Below are 18511 nucleotides of genomic sequence, written 5' to 3'. Positions count from 1 at the left end.
TGACGCGCAAAAAATGGACGTTCGTACGGTGCGCGCCATCAACACCCACAACGACATGTGGGACTCCCTTTGCGGCCATCCGGCTGCGGCTAAGTAGTGCGCTGATTTCAGCGCGATATCTCTATGATCCTGAGGAGGATTCTATGATCGAAGTTAACTCTTTTGCTGAACTGCGTACCACTGTTCCACCAAAATCAGGTGAAGTCGCGAGCCTTAAACGCTATTACGATAAGGACTCCAGCTTCCGTGGCGGCGCAGACTTTGTCGGTTTCCTCAGCACCACTCCGCTGAAAGATGATGGCGGTACGGTGGCGGTGGGTAACGGTTTCTACTGGAAGCGCACCATCAACGATCCCGCCGAAGTGAACATTCTGCACTTTGGCGCGAAAGGGGATGGCGTGACCGATGACACTGAAGCCTTTAAGCGGATGCTGGCATGGACACAGTCTTACAACGCCTACGCGAAAGCGATTCCGGTGCGTTTTCCGGGGGGCCGCTTCCTGATTTCACCCATCGATATCAGCGATACGGAGTTGTCGTTTTTTGGTCTGGCAGGCGATGATATCGAGCTCGGCTCGGCACCGCGCACCACCATTGTTTCTGATAAAAGCGCGAATACCGTGTTTAAGGTTAATGCGCGTCGAATCGTCATTAAAGGCATCTGCTGGCATGGACAGGCTAACGCCGGGACTGTCGACACCGCGGCCAAAGTCACCGTCACGCCTGAACAGTGCAGTAACACGCAGCCGTTCTTTGAAAATACCATTGTCGGAGGCCAGATCGTCAATATCTTCTGCTTCAAGGCGCAAAGTACCGGGGGAACCGTCTTTAAGCTGCAGGATACGCTCGACAGTAAGTTCGATCAGATTTACAGCTCCAATACCTTTTCACGGGTGTTTGATGTCGGCTGGTCAAACACGCCGAAGGGGAACTGGGACCACTCAACCGCCATTGAGCTGTGTAATGCCAACTTCCAGTCGGGCTATGGCGACGCGACGCTCTATATGCCACGCGTCACACAGGGGCTCATGCGTAACGTCTGGATTGAGCACACGACTAACCCAGGAGATCTGTCGGATGGCGGCTGGAACATCGAAACGCTCAACATTGAAGATTGCGGCACGCCGCTCAATCTCAATAATGCCCGCGTGGTGATGCGTCATATCAACCTGCAGGCGGGGGCGAAAATCACCAATGATCTGGCCGGAAGTAAGTGGTTATCGACCTTCGAATATGGCTATCGTCGGGATGAGAACTACGGCACGTTCATGACCGGTTCGCTGCGTGCCGGCTACTACAGCGGCTATAAAGTGGTGAACAACACTGATACCGACAACTGGTATCGGCTGGGGCAGCTCTATTTCCCGGCGCCTAACCAGCAATGGGTAATGGAGCTGATCGGGAAAGCGGATGCGACCACGCCCTCCGGCACCGCCGGTTCGCCGGTTAATGTGGTGGGCACCGGTAAAACCCTGATCAACCTCCAGCGACTAGAGACTGTCTGGGCCGATGCTTATCACATGGGTCAGCCTTCCGTACTGGACATTCGTTATGGCCGGGTAGGGACCACCTATGCCGTAATCTGGGTCAAGCTGAGAGCGAACAGCGGCGAGACCATGTTCAACCTGAAGACGACCGGTCCGACCCGCTTCGATACCGGTTCCTGCTCGCTGTTCCAGGCTGATATGTCGGTGGTTACGGACATCACCAAAATCAGCAACCTGAAACCCGCTGCACGTTTTGGCATGCACAACGGGCTGGCGGGCATCGGGGCCAACGAAAAAGGGGTGGTTACGCTGGCTACTGCTGCGGGTACGCCAACCAATAAGACCGCTCCGACCGGTTTTGTGCTGATCAATATCAACGGCGTTGACCGTAAGGTTCCTTACTACGATTGATGATCGGCATGTTTTGGGCGAGGCTCCGGCCTCGCCCTTTTTTGATCTGACATTATCTCCGCTTCTTTTTACGTCGCCAGAAAAGTCACCGCTGCACTGTGAAGCCAGACAGTCTCCCTGACACAGCCTTTCGCCTTCATCCTCGTCAGCGGGCTGATTGCGATTAATTTGAATTACGGCTTGCGTCACTTTAAGAAGTGTGGCCTAATGAATCGTCGGTTTGATTAACAGACACTATCAAAGTAAGTAACCAAAGCAGTTCTCATCTCTAAGTTTGTCGCGAGACATCCCTTCTTTTTGAGTCTTCTCTTACGTTCTGATTAAAATCTGTTCTCAGGCCATTATGTATGCCGGAAGGCTCGATATATTAAGGATTTAAGCATGTCTAACAAAATTCGCGGTACCGTTAAATGGTTTAACGCAGAGAAAGGCTTCGGTTTCATTTCTCCTGCAGACGGCAGCAAAGATGTATTCGTACATTTCTCTGCAATCCAGGGCACCGATTTCCGTTCATTAGATGAAGGTCAGCAAGTTGAATTCACAGTAGAAAATGGCGCCAAAGGCCCAGCTGCTGCGAACGTTGTTGGTCTCTAAGGACTGAAAATTACTTTTAAATGTCCTCACTGTAGTGGCTCACAGTTTCGTACATCACATTTTGATGTTACAAGAGCCAACCCGCATGGAGCGAAATGCATTTTCTGCAAATCTGTCGTGGTTCAGGTGAACCTGGCAAGGATTGCAATTCAGAGTCAGCTTCGCGCTCTCTGATTAAGGCTAGTGAGCTTTATAGCGTTGTTGCATTTACAGTAATAAAAGGCTGCCTCTGGCAGCCTTTTTTGTTTCTGCGTTTCCTCCTTCTCAAACCTCACGCTTTATTCTTGTAACCTGCCTGTTTACTTTCACTTTCCCTGTATATTTGCAATTCCCTTGTATAACGCTTACCACTTACCACTAACCGCTAACCGCTCTGTTGCCTGTAACCTATCCGCCCTTATCGTCACCATTCTTAAACTGGCCCGCCGTAGCAGGCCGTTGAGAGGGATTAACGCAGTACGGGTTGCAGTGAGAGCTTGCCGGTATTAAAGACGCTCATCGCCTGTGCCATACGCTCTGCCTGATCCTGCAGTGCTTGTGAGGCGGCTGACGCTTCCTGTACCAGCGCGGCGTTCTGCTGCGTCACCGCTTCCATCTGGGTAATCGCCTGATTGATTTCATTGATGCCGCTGCTCTGCTCGCTGCTGGCAATGGTGATTTCGCTCATGATGTTTGCCACGCTCTGCACGCTGTTCACCACTTCGCCGATAGTTGAACCGGCGTGTGTCACCAGCTTGCTACCTTCATCGACTTTAGCGACGGAATCTTCAATCAGTACCTTAATCTCTTTGGCCGCTGAGGCTGAGCGCTGCGCCAGATTACGCACTTCACTCGCCACGACCGCAAAGCCACGACCCTGTTCACCCGCGCGTGCCGCTTCAACCGCGGCGTTCAGGGAGAGAATATTGGTCTGGAAGGCGATGGAGTCGATAACGCTGATGATATCGACAATTTTTCGTGAGGAGAGGGCGATCGCTTCCATCTTCTCAATGACCTGCTCCATCACCACGCCACCTTCACGCGCCACGCTGGAAGTGGTTGAAACCAGGTGATTGGCTTCACGCGCGTTGTCGGCATTGTGTTTCACGGTCGACGTCATCTGCTCCATGGCAGAGGCGGTCTCTTCCAGCGAACTGGCCTGCTGTTCGGTTCGGGTCGAAAGATCAAGGTTCCCGCTGGAGATCTGATTAGAGGCCACGGCAATAGTGTCGGAGCCGGTACGCACTTCGGTCACAATCGACAGCAGATTATCGTTCATTCGTTGCAGCGCCTGCATCAGGACGCCGGTTTCATCGCGTGAGGTCACCTGCATCTGTGAACTCAGATCGCCTGCGGCAACGCGTTCAGCAATGTCAACCGCTGCAACCAGCGGACGCACAATAGAACGGGTCAGGAAGTAGCCCAGCAGAATAGACGCCAGAATCGCCAGCGCGGAGAAAATCAGCGTAATGGAGATAGCCGACTGACCATTTTCCACAATACCCTGACCTTCACTGCGCAACTGTGCGTCCTGAGAGTTGGCAAAATCCACGGCATCCTGAAGGAATTTGTTCTGGGTGGCGGTCATCGATTTCAGGACATAGGTGCTGGCAGCCTCAAAATCGCCCGCCTTCACCAGGGTGATCAGCTCTGCTTTAACTTTCTCAAAAGCCTGGGAAGAGGCCAGCAGACCGGCGATCTTTTTCTTGCCGACCGGCGTGACCTGAATATCTTCGATCCTTTTCATTGCGCTGTTGGTGCGTTGCGTGGCTTCATCCAGCTGACCATAACGCTTCACATTCATTTCCGGACGTGTCGTGTCGATCACCATGCCGCGCAGGTATTTGATCTGATCGTTGACGCCATCGCGCACATCAAATGCCAGTCGTACTTTCACATAACGATCGTCAACGATCGAGGCGATCGCCGTATTAATGCTGTTAATCCTGGTTATGGATGTCACGCCAATCACTATCAGTAACGTCACAATAATACCGAAGGCTGCTGCGAGCCGCATTCCCACCTTCATATTCTTGATACTGAACATGTTCTCTTCCCCGTTTTATTATTAATCAATTTGTTAGCAACACTCAGGTTTCCTGCTGTTGTGCGCAGTGCCTTGCTGATGTCTGTGGTCACAGCCTCAGGCAAAAAGGTGATCTCGCGCATACTGTTATCGGAGCACGAAGTTGTACCTTTAATAATTTTTAAGTAATAACGCCGGGTGAATAAATAGTCAGTAAAAATCATCAGAAAGGGTTAAGTAATAACCAGAGGGAATTCAGACAAAAAAAGGGCTGTCAGCAGTGATGCTGACAGCCCGATCCAGACAAGGATGAATGGATTCAGAAAACTAAGAAGTAGAGGCCTGTCCAGAACGCGACGCTTAATGTGACGGCGCTAATCCAGGCCAGCTGGCGTAAACGGCCACGCAGCACCTTTTGACGGGAAGGCGTAGCAGGTGCAGGCGTAACGGGTAAGGTTTCAATGTGCATAGTCGGTTCCTGATCAGGTCAGCCATTCTGCTGGCTAAAAAGTAAAAGCGTGCCGGGCATTCTTAGCGGCCCGCATTCGCTTAGCGGGCAGTGTCGAGAACGTTGAAAATCACGTCTGACAGCTCATTCAACTCGAATTTCGCCACATAGCCGTCGGCACCTACTTTGCGCACGTGATCTTCGTTGGCGCTGCCAGAGAGTGAGGAGTGAATGACGACCGGCAGAGCCTTGAGGATCGGGTCACGCTTGATGTTGCGGGTCAGCGTAAAACCATCCATCTCTGGCATTTCCAGATCGGTCAACACCAGGGCGATTTTGTCGTGAATCGATTCGCCGGCAGCCTGCGCTTCCTGGCTCATCAATTTAATTTTTTCCCAGGCATCCAGACCGGTGTTAAACATCAGCGCCGGAATGCCCATACTCTTCAGACCCTGCTCCAGCAGCTGACGCGCGACTTTGGAATCTTCTGCCACAATCGCCACCGCACCTGGGCGGTAGTTGAAGGCACGCGGTCTGGCCGCTTCCGGTTCGACGCCGCGCACCGATGGGATGATGTCATACAGGATTTGCTCAACGTCCAGCACCATCGCCAGCTCGTTGCTCTGCTTGTCACTGTCCAGGCAGGCGATGCTGGTAATGTTGCGGCCGCCGATACCGGCTTCAGCGGTATGCACCTGGCTCCAGTCGAGACGCACAATGTTCTCAACTGACTCCACGGCAAACGCCTGGGTGTTACGGGCATACTCGGTGACCAGCAGCAGGTTAAGACCGGTTTCCGGCACACAACCCGCCACGGCAGGCAGGTCGATGACCGGAATGAACTGGCCACGAATACTTGCCATACCCAGCAGCGGCGAACGCATGCCTGCGGCTTTAGTGATAGTTGGCATCGGCACAATTTCACGCAGCTTGAAGACGTTAATGCCAAACAGTTCAGACTTGCCTTTCAGCTGATCGGAACCTAAGCGAAACAGCAGCAGCTCAAACTTGTTCGATAACGCGAGGTTCGCTCTCTCATCGATCTCTTTCTGAAAATTATCCATGGTTGCCTCTGCATTAACGCAGCTGGTGAAATAGGGTGTGAACAGGTTATCGGCAGCAAATGGAAAAAGGTGAGAAGAGAAGGGTGAAATAAAACGGACGCCAATTAATGTGCCAGGATTAACCCTGAAGGTTCAACATGGACACCTTTCCAATAAAGGAGTGTGAAATGAAAAAAGTGATTCTGGCGTCGTTGCTGGTGATGATGAGTGCGGGTGTTTCGGCCGAAGAGGGCGGATACAAAGCGGGCGATACGCCACCACCGCAACACAAGCAGGATGCCGGCTATAAAGGTTCAGAAGATACCGGTCAGACGCATATTGATCAGATCCGCGATTTCCGTCAGGGCGGATATGTGACGCTGGAAGGTTACATCGTGAAGAAAGAGCAGGGCGAACGGTATCAGTTCCGTGACAACACCGGCACCTTACCGATTATCGCGCCGAAGAAGACCTTTGATGGTAAAACCTACACCGCAGAAGACAAAGTACGCGTCAGTGGCAAGGTACAGGGCAAAGGGGATAAAACCACGCTGCATGTGACCCAAATCGAAGAGCCGTAACAAACCGGGCGAGATAATCTTCTCGCCCGTTTTATTTAGTCCTTCAGCAGAATCGCCCGGCAGGTTTTGCCTTTGATTTTGCCCTGCTTGAGTTTAACCAGCGCAATTTTGGCCTGATTCGCCTCAATCGCCACGTAGGCGTGGGTCGGCGTCAGGACAATTTTGCCGATCTGCTCGGCACGATAACCCGCTTCACCCGTCAGCGCGCCCAGAATATCTCCCGGACGTATCTTGGCTTTACGGCCACCATCAATGCACAAAGTCATCATAGCTGCAGGCAGCGGCTTGCTGCTGCCCTTTTTCAGCGTGCTGGCAGAGACCCACGGCAGCTTCTGCTGCAGGAAATCTTCCAGCGCATGCGCGCGAGCCATCTCATCGGCAGCAACCAGGCTGACCGCAACGCCATGTTCGCCCGCACGCGCCGTACGACCAATACGGTGCAGGTGAATTTCAGGGTCCCAGGCGAGCTGATAGTTAACCACCATCGCCAGCGATTTGATGTCGAGTCCGCGTGCAGCGACGTCGGTGGCGACCAGCACGCGACCACTGCCGTTAGCGAAGCGGATCAGCACGCGTTCGCGATCGCGCTGCTCCAGATCGCCATGCAAGGGCAGGGCGCTGATATCACGCGCGTTAAGCGCCGCGGCGACATCATCACATTCACGTTTGGTGTTGCAGAAGACCACACAGGATGAGGGCTGACGATCGCTGAGCAGGGCTATCAGCAGACCCAGTTTTTCATTGTGGCTGGCTTCGAAAAACTGCTGATCGATTGAAGGCAGTTCGCTGACATCTTCTGTCACCACGCTCAGCGCATCACGCTGAAAGCGGGTGCTGATAGCCGTAATGCCGTCTGGCCAGGTGGCGGAAAAGAGCAGCGTCTGGCGCGAAGCGGGCGTCGCTTCAATGATCGTTTCCATATCATTCAGGAAACCCATCTCCAGCATCCGATCGGCTTCATCCAGGACCAGCGTGCTGAGCTGGTCCAGCTTGAGGTTTTCGCGGTTAATGTGGTCGAGGATACGACCCGGCGTGCCGACCACGATATGGGGCGGATGCACCAGCGAATCACGCTGTGCGCTCATCGGCTGTCCGCCACACAGAGTGAGAACTTTGATGTTGCGGGTGAAGCGCGCCAGCTGGCGCAGCACATTGCCTACCTGATCCGCCAGTTCACGGGTCGGACAGAGAATCAGTGCCTGGGTCTGAAAGCGGGCGCTGTCGATATGGTGCAGTAAACCAATACCAAAGGCAGCCGTTTTACCGCTGCCGGTTTTCGCCTGCGCGCGCACGTCGCGTCCCTGCAGAATGGCGGGCAGCGTGGCGGCCTGCACGGGCGTCATGCTGGTGTAGCCCATCTCGCGCAGGTTTTCGAGCTGGCTGTCGGGAAGCGAATTGAGGGTAGAAAAAGCGGTCACGGGCGCGGCCTCTGAGGCTGAAAGTGTAGGGCATTATTGCGGGGCAAGTCTGGCAGAAAGCACGCCTGACAGCAACGGGAACCTCGATGGTTAGCAGTATGAAACTATATCTGTCAGAGGGCTTAGGAATAGACTGAACTTTACGGGAAAAAGGTGGTTTATTTTTATAGATTAACCCCGACTCAATGTGATTGTTCCAGGATGAGGATCTTTTGAGGCCAGCGATTATTTGATAAGTAGCCGTTTTTAAATATTTATTTCATTGTTAATCAGATAAATCCTTAAATACTACTCCAGTAATAGAATTAATCATTAAAAAATATCACCACTAGTGCCGATAAAAATCCTGAGCTAATTGCTTTATATTTAGCGCGCCATATTCCTGGTACAACGACCGGTAGAGGGTATTTGCATTGAGTAATCGCATCCAGGGACCACATGAAAATGTGCTTAAAATAGTAGGCCGCGCCGTACTGACACTGCATGTTCATGGAGAGAGCTTATCGGCTGATAAGATCGCTTCGATGATTGCGTGTTATGCGGAAGATGAGCCCTGTGATCAGGAAGATCGTCGCTTATACGCGCTGGCAATGGAACTAATGTCGAATGATAAATGGGCCAAAAGCGCGTAACCCGCACTCCGCTCAGGTAAATGCAGAGCCTCCCTTGTGGAGGCTCTGTTGTTTTTGGGGGGAGTGGGTTTGCGTTGTGGGGCAGGTACTGGCTCCCGGCGCTTTAGGTAAGGTGGTCGTCTGTAACCGGGCCTGAGCCGGCTCGATCTCTCCGCATTTGCTGAGAAGGCTCAGCGCGGGCGATTACGCACCTCATCCCTGAGGTGCGCCCGTAGCCGGGCCAACGCGTTGCGTTGTTCAAAAACGCTCCCGGCGTTTTTGTCCGCAGCCCTGCTGTTTCAGGCCGGGGCCAGCGCAAACACCGGTTTACCGCGCGAGAAGGTCGCGACGACTGGCGAAATCCGTGCCACGGCTTCGGCGGAACAGCTCGCCGCTACCAGCATCATGCTCGCTTCATCGCCCGGTACTGGCCACTGGCGGTCACCCTGGGCTGTCAGCGGCAGCCGATCGTCTGTGGCGATCGCCAGCGCCCGCGACAGCGAGAACTCATCCGATCCCCGATAGAGCTGCGCATAAAGGTTCGCTTTTTCCAGCATGCTGCCGGTGCCAAACGGTGACCAGTGATCGATAACGCTGTCGGTGCCGGTCATCACCTTCACGCCCGCTGCCTGTAATTGCGGAATCGGCATGGTCAGCTTGCCGATCGGCAGCGTAGAGGCGACGCTGAACTGCTGCTCCGCCAGCCCTGCGATCATCTTATCCAGCGTACTGCCGGACAGGGTCGCCAGCGCAAAACCGTGGCTCAGCGTCACTTTGCCCTTCAGCGCCGGATTCTTTGCCACGGTGTCAATCATGTACTGAATCGCCGCCACGCCAGCAGGTGAGGTTTCATGCAGATGTATATCCACGCCGCGCTGATAGTCGAGCGCAATCTGGAACATCGCATCCAGTGACTTCTCCATGGCACCATCGACATTGGTGGGGTCCAGGCCGCCGACATACTCAACGCCGTGCTGCATCGCCTCGCGCATCAGCCCATCGACCTGCGAGTGCAGCAGGCCATGTTGGGGAAAGGCTACAATCTCGCAGGGAAAGGCGGGGTGACGGGCTAATGCCGCCTGCAGATGCTCCAGACTTTGCAGGCCGCTGACCGGATCGATATTGCAATGGCTGCGGGCGCGGGTGTTGCCTTTGGCGTGCAGCAGAGCGATCAACCCTTCGGCGCGCGCCTGAGAGTGCGGCAGCAGTTGCGGAATCAGCACCTGTTCACGCGCAATCATATCCATGATGGTTTTGCCCTGACGGGGACGCGGAGCCTGCCACGGGCCGCCGTAGAAAGTTTTATCAAGGTGGATATGCATATCCTGGGTGGCGGGCAGCAGCAGGGCATCCTGTGCATCCCACGACGGCAGGGTGCTGTCACCCTGACCGGCGGGTGTCAGCTGGTCAATTTTACCGTCGCGCACGCTGATGTCGTAACGCCCGGTGCGGGTCGCAACGATCTCATCATCCTCACGGATAAAGCCCTCCTCCAGCCGCACATTGCGCAGCAGATAGTGATCCTGCCGGGGCAGGGCGGCGGGCTGGTCGGGATTGATGGAGGACAAAGGTGATGGCGTGGCGGCACTGGCCTGGCCGAGACCGGCGGCCAGCAAGCCGCCTGCGGCGGTCCAGCGGACGCTCTGCCCAAGGAAATCACGGCGGCTCGGCGAAGAGGAAATAGGCATCAGAGGCTCCTGCAAAGTGAACAAGGTCTTAATCTGACAAACGACGCTCCACCCTGCTGCGTTATTTTCCACTGACGACTATTCGATATCTCACTGCCAGCGCAGCTGGCTGAAGGTTGCCAGGGATTCCGCCAGCTCGCGCTGCAGCGGATCCTGCGGATGACGACAGAACAGCGCCAGTTCGAAGGTATCAATCACCGGCAGACCCTGTTCCGGGCCCAGTATCCGATGTTGCGGCAGGCGGCAGCTGGCGGGCAGTAATGTCAGCCCCAGACCCTGCGCACTGGCGGCGGCCAGCGCGACCAGGCTGGCGCTGCTGTAACTAATGCGCCAGCTACGGCCCAGTGCGTCGAGCGTCTGACACATCTCATCGCGATAGAGCCCCTGCTGGGGAAACAGCACCAGCGGTACCGGCGTCTGCTCAAAGCAGGGCCACTCTGCGCTATCGAGCCACAGCAGGGGTTCAGGACGCGACGCCAGCGGACGCTCGCCATAAGGCTGCTTAATCAGCATGATGTCGAGCTCTTCACGCTGCCAGGCGCGCCGCAACTCCACCTGCATGCCGCTCATCACGTCCAGCCGAAGTTGCGGATGGTCGCGACTGAAGTGCGCCAGCAGACCGGCCGTGGGCGCGGCGAAATCTTCCGGCACGCCAAGACGCAGCACACCGTCGCGCCACTGGTCACTCAGCACATCGTGCGCTTCCCCATTCAGGGCGATAATCCGCCGGGCGTAGCCTAAAAGCTTCTCGCCCTCTTCGGTGATCTGCACCTGATGCGAGGAGCGGTTCAGCAGCTCTTTGCCGACCATCTCCTCCAGCCGTCGCACCTGCTGGCTGACGGTGGACTGCGACAGGTGCACCCGGTCAGCGGCGCGGGTAAAGCTGGCGGTTTCGCACACCGCGACAAAGCTGAGCAGCTGCTGCGGAGTAAACATCGGCTGACGATTCATATTTCCACTACCTGGCAGAGTAATATTTCATTTCCAGATAGTAGCGACTGCTGCCAGGCTGGCAACTTTTAACTGTGTGGATCTCAGATGAAGAGAGAGAACAACCTGCTGCTGGCGGCGCTGGTGCTGGCCGGGCTCAATATGCGACCGCTGATGACCTCGGTCAGTCCGTTACTCGGCGAGCTGAGGCAGAGCATCGGTCTGTCGCCGCTGGCGGCATCGCTGTTGCCTGCGGTGCCGATGATGATGATGGGTGCCATTGCGTTAGTCAGCGCCCCGCTGATGCAGCGCTTTGCGGTGCGTAAACTGCTGCTGGGTGGCCTGTTGCTGTTGCTGCTGGCGCTGGTGAGTCGGCTGTTTGTGGCTGACGGAGGCTGGCTGGTGCTGAGTACTGTGCCGGGAGGGGCGGGCATTGGCATCGTGCAGATGGCGATGCCGGGATTGATCCGTCAGCGATTTGGCAGCCGCAGTGCCGGCGTGACCGGACTGTGGGCAGCGGCGCTGATGGGCGGCGGTGGGATTGGCGCGGCGATCTCGCCGTGGCTGAATGGGCAGCTTGGCTGGCAGGGCGCGCTGAGCAGCTGGGCGCTGCCGGTGGTGCTGGCCATTATGCTCTGGCTGTTTATCACCACACCACGTGCAGTCCGGTCGGAGGCCGCCGCTCTGCCTTCGCTGTGGCGGAAAACCCGCGCCTGGACGCTGGCGTTGAGCTTCGGTCTGGTGAACGGCGGATATGCCATCTGTGTCGCCTGGCTGCCCGATTTTTATCATCAACTCGGCTGGAGCGCGCAGGCGGGCGGTTCACTGCTTGGCATGATGATCGGCTGTCAGGTCACGGGTGCGCTGCTGCTGCCCTTGCTGGCGCGGGGCCGCGATCGCCGTCCGCTGCTGCTGCTGACACTGGCGATGCAGTTCAGCGGCATGCTCGGTTTCCTGTTTGCGCCACAACTGGCGCCGTGGCTCTGGGCGGGGATTGCGGGCTTCGGGCTGGGCGGGGCATTTCCGCTGGCGCTGGTGCTGGCGCTGGATCATCTGGAGCAGCCGCAGGCTGGCGCGCGGCTGGTGGCTTTTATGCAGGGCGTCGGCTTTATTATCGCGGGCAGCATGCCGTTTATCGCCGGGCAGTTGCATGCGCTCACCGGTCACTTCACCAGCGTCTGGTTATTGCAGGCGGCGGTCACGCTGCTGTTAATCGTGCTTAATCTGCGTTTCCATCCGCGCAGCTATCAGCACGCCTTTCCAGAGGTGAATCGCTGATTTTGGTCCGACCAATCCCGGCAATATTTTTCTCTGGTTCACACTCCGGGAAAATTCGCGCATCTTCTGTTGCCACAGGTTAACAATGCGTTAACTATCTGTTGCCATAAGCCCCGATAGAGCAGTTTGGTCTGACCAATCCGGGGCAGATGGCACCAGCGCTGCGGCTGCGTGCCACGTCACCTTTTCCTCTGGAGATACTGGCATGCAGATCTGGCAACAAAACTACGATCCGCTGGGTAATATCTGGCTTTCAAGCCTGATCGCACTGATCCCGATTCTCTTTTTCTTCTTTGCGCTGATTAAGCTGAAGATGAAAGGCTACCTGGCGGCCACCACCACCGTGGTGCTGGCGCTGCTGGTGGCGCTGTTTCTCTATCAGATGCCGGTTGCACAGGCGCTGGCCGCCGTGGTGTATGGCTTTCTCTATGGCTTGTGGCCGATTGCCTGGATTATTGTCGCCGCGGTGTTCGTCTACAAGATCTCAGTCAAAACCGGCCAGTTCGACATTATCCGCGCCTCTATCCTGTCGATTACTCCCGATCAGCGTCTGCAGATGCTGATTGTCGGCTTCTCGTTCGGGGCGTTTCTGGAGGGTGCTGCGGGCTTTGGTGCGCCGGTGGCGATTACCGCCGCGCTGCTGGTGGGACTCGGCTTTAATCCGCTCTACGCCGCCGGGCTCTGCCTGATTGTGAACACCGCGCCGGTGGCCTTTGGCGCGATGGGCATCCCGATTATTGTGGCGGGGCAGGTGACCGGGCTGGACAGTTTTGCCATCGGCCAGATGGCCGGACGCCAGCTGCCGCTGCTGACCCTGATTGTGCTGTTCTGGATTATGGCGATCATGGATGGCTGGCGCGGAGTGAAAGAGACCTGGCCGGCGGTGGTCGTGGCAGGAGGATCGTTTGCCATTGCCCAGTTCCTCAGCTCCAACTTCCTGGGTCCGGAGCTGCCCGATATTATCTCGTCGCTCGCCTCGCTGATTTCGCTGACGCTGTTCCTGCGGGTCTGGAAGCCGGTGCGCATCTTCCGCTTTGCCGATGCAGAGGCGAAACAGGGCGATCCGTTGCTGCCACCGCAGAAGTATCGGCTGGGGCAGGTGATCCGCGCCTGGATGCCGTTCCTGTTTCTCACCGCCACCGTCACGCTCTGGAGTATCCCGCCGTTTAAAGCGCTGTTCGCCAAAGGCGGCGCGCTCTATGAGTGGGTGCTGGCTATGCCGGTGCCGATGCTGAATGAGCTGGTGGCGCGGATGCCGCCCGTGGTCGGCACTGCAACCCCTTATCCGGCCATCTTTAAGCTGGATCTGGTGTCCGCCACCGGCACCGCCATTTTAATTGCGGCGATCATGGCGATGATTTTCCTGCGCATGAAGCCAAAGGCAGCATTGCAGACTTTTGGTGAAACGCTGAAAGAGCTGGCGCTGCCGATCTACTCTATCGGGATGGTACTGGCCTTTGCCTTTATCTCGAATTACTCCGGGCTGTCTGCGACGCTGGCACTGGCGCTGGCGCACACCGGCCACGCTTTTACCTTCTTCTCACCGTTCCTGGGCTGGCTGGGCGTCTTCCTGACCGGATCAGACACCTCATCGAATGCGCTGTTTGCTGCTTTACAGGCCACGACCGCGCAGCAGATTGGCGTCTCCGATATTCTGCTGGTGGCGGCCAACACCACCGGTGGCGTGACCGGTAAGATGATCTCGCCGCAGTCGATCGCTATCGCCTGTGCGGCGGTCGGGCTGGTGGGTAAAGAGTCCGACCTGTTCCGGTTTACCGTTAAACACAGCCTGATTTTCACCTGTATGGTCGGTGTGATAACCACGCTTCAGGCCTACGTCTTCCCCTGGATGATCCCATGAGCAGCAATGCCGATCCGCTGGTGACGCGCCTGCGGGCCTATATCACCGAACATCAGCTCGAGCCGGGCATGCGCCTGCCCGCCGAGCGGCAGCTCTCTGCGGAGCTTGGCGTCTCCCGCTCCTCGCTGCGTGAAGCCATACAACAGTTGATCAGCAACGGCATGCTGATTAGCCGACGCGGCGGCGGCACCTGGATCCGTCAGCAGCTGGCGCCCTGGTCGGAACAGCGCATCGTCGAGCCGATTCGCCAGCTACTGCGCGACGATCCCGACTACCGCTACGACATTCTGGAAGCGCGCCATGCCATCGAGGCCAGCACCGCCTGGCACGCCGCACTGCGCGCCACCGATGCCGACAAAGAGAAGCTGCAGTACGCTTTCGACGCCACCCTGAAGCTGAAAGAGAGTGACGATCCCGATCTCGCCGCCCAGGCGGATGTACGCTTCCATCTGGCGATTGCCGAGGCGTCGCACAACGTAGTGCTGCTGCAGACCATGCGTGGTTTTTTTGAGCTGCTGCAATCGTCGGTGATGCAGAGCCGTCAGCGCATGTATACCCAGCCCGCGATTTTCGCCCGCCTGACTGAACAGCATCAGGCGCTGCTCGATGCGATCCTCACGGGCGATGCCGACGCTGCGCGCCATGCGGCGATGCAGCATCTGGGATTCGTGCACACCACCATGAAAAGCCTGCATGAAGATGAAGCGCGTCAGGCGCGCATCACCCGCTTACCGGATAACGACACACGCAACCCAAAGGAATCTGACTGATGATTATCTCCGCTGCCAGTGACTATCGCGCGGCCGCGCAACGTATCCTGCCGCCGTTCCTGTTTCACTATCTTGATGGCGGTGCCTATGCCGAGCACACCCTGCGTCGCAACGTAGAGGATCTCTCGGATGTGGCGCTGCGCCAGCGCATTCTGAAAAATATGTCGGAACTGAGTCTTGAAACCAAACTGTTCAATGAAACCCTGTCGATGCCGGTTGCGCTGGCACCGGTCGGCCTGTGCGGCATGTATGCCCGCCGGGGTGAAGTGCAGGCGGCGCGTGCGGCAGACCTGAAAGGCATTCCGTTTACCCTGTCGACCGTCTCGGTCTGCCCGATTGAAGAGGTGGCCCCGCAGATTAAGCGTCCCATGTGGTTCCAGCTCTATGTGCTGCGCGACCGCGGCTTTATGCGCAATGCGCTGGAGCGCGCCAAAGCCGCCGGTTGCTCTACGCTGGTGTTTACCGTGGATATGCCCACGCCGGGCGCGCGCTATCGCGATGCGCACTCCGGGATGAGCGGCAATCACGCGGCGCTGCGTCGTTACTGGCAGGCGGTCACCCATCCACAGTGGGCGCTGGATGTGGGTCTGCAGGGGCGCCCTCACGATCTGGGGAATATCTCCACGTATCTGGGCAAGCCTACCGGGCTGGAAGATTACATCGGCTGGCTGGCTAATAATTTCGATCCCTCTATCTCGTGGCGCGATCTGGAGTGGATCCGCGAGTTCTGGGATGGGCCGATGGTAATCAAGGGCATTCTCGATCCGGAAGATGCGCGTGATGCGGTGCGCTTTGGCGCCGATGGTATCGTGGTCTCTAATCACGGCGGACGCCAGCTGGATGGCGTGCTCTCCTCGGCGCGTGCGCTACCGGCCATTGCCGATGCGGTAAAAGGTGACATCGCCATTCTGGCGGACAGTGGCATTCGCAACGGGCTGGATGTGGTGCGGATGATTGCGCTGGGCGCAGACAGCGTGCTGCTGGGACGGGCATTTATCTATGCGCTGGCAACCCACGGTCAGCGCGGCGTAGAAAACCTGCTGACGCTGATTGAAAAAGAGATGTGCGTTGCCATGACCCTCACCGGCGCGAAGTCGATCGGTGAAATTACCCGCGATTCGCTGGTGCAGGCGGAAGCGTTACTGGCACCACAGAGCACACCGCCACGTCCCCGCGCGGTGAGTTGAGCCTGCGAAAATGAATGTATTGTCTATACTTAGCTTCTTTACCAACAGGAGGAACGACATGACCATTCATAAGAAAGGTTCGGCGCATTGGGAAGGCGATATCAAAGGCAAAGGCACCGTCAGCACCGAGAGCGGCGTGCTGAGCCAGCAGCCTTATGGCTTTAACACCCGTTTTGAAGGCGCCAAAGGCACCAACCCGGAAGAACTGATTGGTGCAGCGCATGCAGCCTGTTTCTCTATGGCGCTGTCGCTGATGCTGGGCAACGCGGGTCATCCGCCGGAAAGCATTGATACCACGGCCGACGTGTCGCTGGACAAAAAAGGCGATGGCTTTGCTATTACCAAAGTGGCACTGACCAGCACCATCTCTCTGCCAGGCATTGATGAGTCGACCTTCGACGAGATCATCAATAAAGCCAAAGCGGGCTGCCCGGTTTCTCAGGTACTGAACGCGGAAATTACGCTGGATTACACCCTGAACAACTGATGCCGGTAACGGGTCGCCTTTTGGCGGCCCGGGCGTTATGCTATGCCTCACCGGTCCTGTTGCTGACCGGAACAGATGCGCCTTCTGGCGCATCTTCGCTTTCTGACCAGAGGAAACTGAGGTGACGAGATACCGGGCAGCCAAAAAGTACTGGAAGATGGTGCTGGTTCTGTTGTGCATCTGTGGCGCGCTGCTGCTGATTCGCTGGGCTGCCATGATCTGGGCCTGAACAGATGAAGGGGATTGGCCGCCACACGCTGGGCATATTATTAATGGTGATTATTGTGCTGGAAGCGGTTCACTATCTGCTTACTGCCTCATGGCTGCCGTGGCGATAAACGCGCTCAGACAAAGGCATCCTCGCGCCTTTTAGCCCGCACATCGCTGCGCGCAATGCGATAAGCCTTGCGCGGATCGCCCACCACAAACTCAAAGGTTGGCGTGTAGTAAAATGGCAGCCAGCCGCCATAGCTGCTCTCCCACTCCCAACGGACGGGGCAGGGCCACAGAATGCCATCATACAAAAGATAGTAAACCCAGCGTCCACCAGGACGACGGGGGCGTGATGTTTTCATGGGATTCACAACGATAATGGTTAACAACAGCTTATATTTTGTACGCTAAAGCGTCAGCTTGCAACGTTACAGCCCTGCTTTATTGAACCTGGCCCTGAATTAGCGATGTACTTCGCCGCACAGCAGTACCACATTCGGTCTGACTTTATGAATGCGGTTCGCCATCGTTTCACAGTCGACCTTCGTCGGATAGATGCGCTCTGATACCGGCAGCGCCTCGCAGGCATCGTAGCCGCATGCGCTCACTAACAACACAAATCCTATCAACATAGATCCTCTCCTTTACACGGTCTGGTGGTCCGGACTGTGGTGCTTTTTATCCCTTTTTAACATCCAGTATAGACAAAGGTGCCGGGGCGGCATTGTCAGTGTGAGCTATGGTCCGCCAGCCAGGGTGTGATGCGGCGGCCTGTAAGGTGTGTCAGAAGGGGCGGGCCTGGCGCTAGCCTGCGAAATACCAGGCGGGCAGCAGCGCAATCAGGTTATTCAGCGTGTGCAGGAAGATGGGCAGCGCCAGACTGTTACTCCGCAGCCGGGCGTAACAGAGCAGTAGCGAAAACAGCGTCAGGGCGATAAGGGTCTGCCAGTGCACATACTGCGTATGCATCACCGCAAACAGCAGTGAGGTCAGCAGCATACAGGCAAAGCGGCTCCGTGGCGCCCACAGCAGAAAGCCCTGCAACAGAAAACCGCGGAACAGCACCTCTTCAAACACCGGTGCGAGCAGCACGGCGGTGAGCAGCAGGATCAGCAGCGAATTACGTCCCTGCTGGGCCTGCATCACCAGCCATCCTTCCGGCTGCATGAACTGCATCTGTGCGGCCATCAGAACAAATAGCGCGCCAGTAAACAGCAGAGTTTGCAGGGTGCAGAGTTCACCCAGCGGCAGGTCTGTACGGCGCTGGCAGTAAAAGCGGTAAAGCGGATAGATAACAGCAAATTCAAACAGGCAGAGCACCGGCACCAGCAGGCCGTCATTACGCAGCACGCTGTAATTAGGGAACAGCGTGATCAGCATAGTAACCAGGTAATAGACCACAAAGCTGCCGACGTAGAACAGCGTCAGTGTCACTCTGTCGGAATTGGTATTCATAGGCGACTCTGCCAGCGAAGGTTAGCGCATAGTAGCAATGCACC

19 protein-coding genes are annotated in these 18511 nt (G+C 56.6%); 10 read left to right on the top strand and 9 right to left on the bottom strand.

The features are described 5' to 3' along the window. Window positions 1-143: 143 nt before the first annotated feature. The 3 genes from PAG01S_RS08210 (at window position 144) to ymcF (ending at window position 2666) form a co-directional block, all read left to right on the top strand. Window positions 144-1898, top strand: a complete 1755-nt coding sequence (locus PAG01S_RS08210) for a putative phage tail protein (protein WP_010671164.1) — start codon at window positions 144-146, stop codon at window positions 1896-1898. A 381-nt stretch (window positions 1899-2279) separates the two neighbouring features. After that, complete coding sequence (cspE, locus tag PAG01S_RS08205; protein WP_003854408.1) at window positions 2280-2492, top strand: transcription antiterminator/RNA stability regulator CspE; 213 nt, start codon at window positions 2280-2282, stop codon at window positions 2490-2492. Between the two features lie 3 nt (window positions 2493-2495). Continuing rightward, window positions 2496-2666, top strand: a complete 171-nt coding sequence (ymcF, locus tag PAG01S_RS22595; RefSeq protein WP_085978710.1) for a cold shock small protein YmcF — start codon at window positions 2496-2498, stop codon at window positions 2664-2666. A gap of 274 nt (window positions 2667-2940) precedes the next feature. Here the strand turns inward: ymcF and PAG01S_RS08200 are convergent, their stop codons facing one another. From PAG01S_RS08200 to PAG01S_RS08195, 3 genes are all read right to left on the bottom strand, one after another. Next, a complete protein-coding gene (locus tag PAG01S_RS08200; protein WP_062758289.1) occupies window positions 2941-4518 on the bottom strand; it encodes a methyl-accepting chemotaxis protein in 1578 nt (525 codons plus the stop codon). A 298-nt stretch (window positions 4519-4816) separates the two neighbouring features. After that, a complete protein-coding gene (locus tag PAG01S_RS22415) occupies window positions 4817-4966 on the bottom strand; it encodes a hypothetical protein (RefSeq protein ID WP_022625169.1) in 150 nt (49 codons plus the stop codon). An 80-nt stretch (window positions 4967-5046) separates the two neighbouring features. Then, a complete protein-coding gene (locus PAG01S_RS08195; RefSeq protein ID WP_010255217.1) occupies window positions 5047-6009 on the bottom strand; it encodes a chemotaxis protein in 963 nt (320 codons plus the stop codon). 167 nt (window positions 6010-6176) lie between these two features. Here PAG01S_RS08195 and PAG01S_RS08190 point away from each other — a divergent pair, with 167 nt between their 5' ends. Then, window positions 6177-6569 (top strand): YgiW/YdeI family stress tolerance OB fold protein, encoded by a 393-nt coding sequence (locus PAG01S_RS08190; RefSeq protein WP_010255219.1) that lies wholly within the window; start codon window positions 6177-6179, stop codon window positions 6567-6569. A 35-nt stretch (window positions 6570-6604) separates the two neighbouring features. On the opposite strand, the gene dbpA is transcribed toward PAG01S_RS08190, so the two are convergent. From dbpA to PAG01S_RS08170, 3 genes are all read right to left on the bottom strand, one after another. After that, on the bottom strand, window positions 6605-7987 hold the full coding sequence (gene dbpA / locus PAG01S_RS08185) for an ATP-dependent RNA helicase DbpA (protein WP_062758287.1): 1383 nt from the start codon (window positions 7985-7987) through the stop codon (window positions 6605-6607). 910 nt (window positions 7988-8897) lie between these two features. Then, the gene (locus tag PAG01S_RS08175) at window positions 8898-10286 is read right to left on the bottom strand and encodes an amidohydrolase (protein ID WP_062758285.1); all 1389 of its coding nucleotides are present in this window, start codon (window positions 10284-10286) and stop codon (window positions 8898-8900) included. 90 nt (window positions 10287-10376) lie between these two features. Continuing rightward, on the bottom strand, window positions 10377-11237 hold the full coding sequence (locus PAG01S_RS08170) for a LysR family transcriptional regulator (protein ID WP_062758284.1): 861 nt from the start codon (window positions 11235-11237) through the stop codon (window positions 10377-10379). 87 nt (window positions 11238-11324) lie between these two features. On the opposite strand from PAG01S_RS08170, the gene PAG01S_RS08165 reads away from it, so the two are divergent. From PAG01S_RS08165 to yniD, 6 genes are all read left to right on the top strand, one after another. Further along, a complete protein-coding gene (locus tag PAG01S_RS08165) occupies window positions 11325-12494 on the top strand; it encodes a cyanate transporter (RefSeq protein ID WP_062758282.1) in 1170 nt (389 codons plus the stop codon). Between the two features lie 205 nt (window positions 12495-12699). Beyond that, on the top strand, window positions 12700-14355 hold the full coding sequence (lldP, locus tag PAG01S_RS08160; protein WP_010255230.1) for an L-lactate permease: 1656 nt from the start codon (window positions 12700-12702) through the stop codon (window positions 14353-14355). Next, a complete protein-coding gene (gene lldR, locus PAG01S_RS08155; protein WP_062758280.1) occupies window positions 14352-15125 on the top strand; it encodes a transcriptional regulator LldR in 774 nt (257 codons plus the stop codon). The genes lldP and lldR overlap by 4 nt, the downstream gene beginning before the upstream one ends. After that, a complete protein-coding gene (gene lldD / locus PAG01S_RS08150; protein WP_062758278.1) occupies window positions 15125-16312 on the top strand; it encodes an FMN-dependent L-lactate dehydrogenase LldD in 1188 nt (395 codons plus the stop codon). The genes lldR and lldD overlap by 1 nt, the downstream gene beginning before the upstream one ends. Window positions 16313-16370: 58 nt before the next feature. Continuing rightward, window positions 16371-16799, top strand: coding sequence for an OsmC family protein (locus PAG01S_RS08145; protein WP_010255233.1), 429 nt, complete (start codon window positions 16371-16373; stop codon window positions 16797-16799). A 121-nt stretch (window positions 16800-16920) separates the two neighbouring features. After that, window positions 16921-17028 (top strand): small membrane protein YniD, encoded by a 108-nt coding sequence (gene yniD / locus PAG01S_RS22725; protein WP_022625163.1) that lies wholly within the window; start codon window positions 16921-16923, stop codon window positions 17026-17028. Window positions 17029-17143: 115 nt separating this feature from the next. Here yniD and PAG01S_RS08140 read toward each other — a convergent pair whose 3' ends face one another. From PAG01S_RS08140 to PAG01S_RS08135, 3 genes are all read right to left on the bottom strand, one after another. Continuing rightward, window positions 17144-17374, bottom strand: a complete 231-nt coding sequence (locus tag PAG01S_RS08140) for a hypothetical protein (protein ID WP_029519422.1) — start codon at window positions 17372-17374, stop codon at window positions 17144-17146. A 99-nt stretch (window positions 17375-17473) separates the two neighbouring features. After that, window positions 17474-17644, bottom strand: coding sequence for a hypothetical protein (locus tag PAG01S_RS22410; protein ID WP_003850083.1), 171 nt, complete (start codon window positions 17642-17644; stop codon window positions 17474-17476). A gap of 172 nt (window positions 17645-17816) precedes the next feature. Next, window positions 17817-18467 carry a CPBP family intramembrane glutamic endopeptidase gene (locus PAG01S_RS08135; RefSeq protein WP_010255238.1) on the bottom strand — a complete coding sequence of 217 codons (651 nt, stop codon included), beginning with the start codon at window positions 18465-18467 and terminating at the stop codon, window positions 17817-17819. Window positions 18468-18511: the final 44 nt, after the last annotated feature.

It is taken from the genome of Pantoea agglomerans NBRC 102470, assembly GCF_001598475.1.
GTDB classification, from domain to species: domain Bacteria; phylum Pseudomonadota; class Gammaproteobacteria; order Enterobacterales; family Enterobacteriaceae; genus Pantoea; species Pantoea agglomerans.
This window is presented reverse-complemented; position numbering and strand designations above follow the sequence as displayed.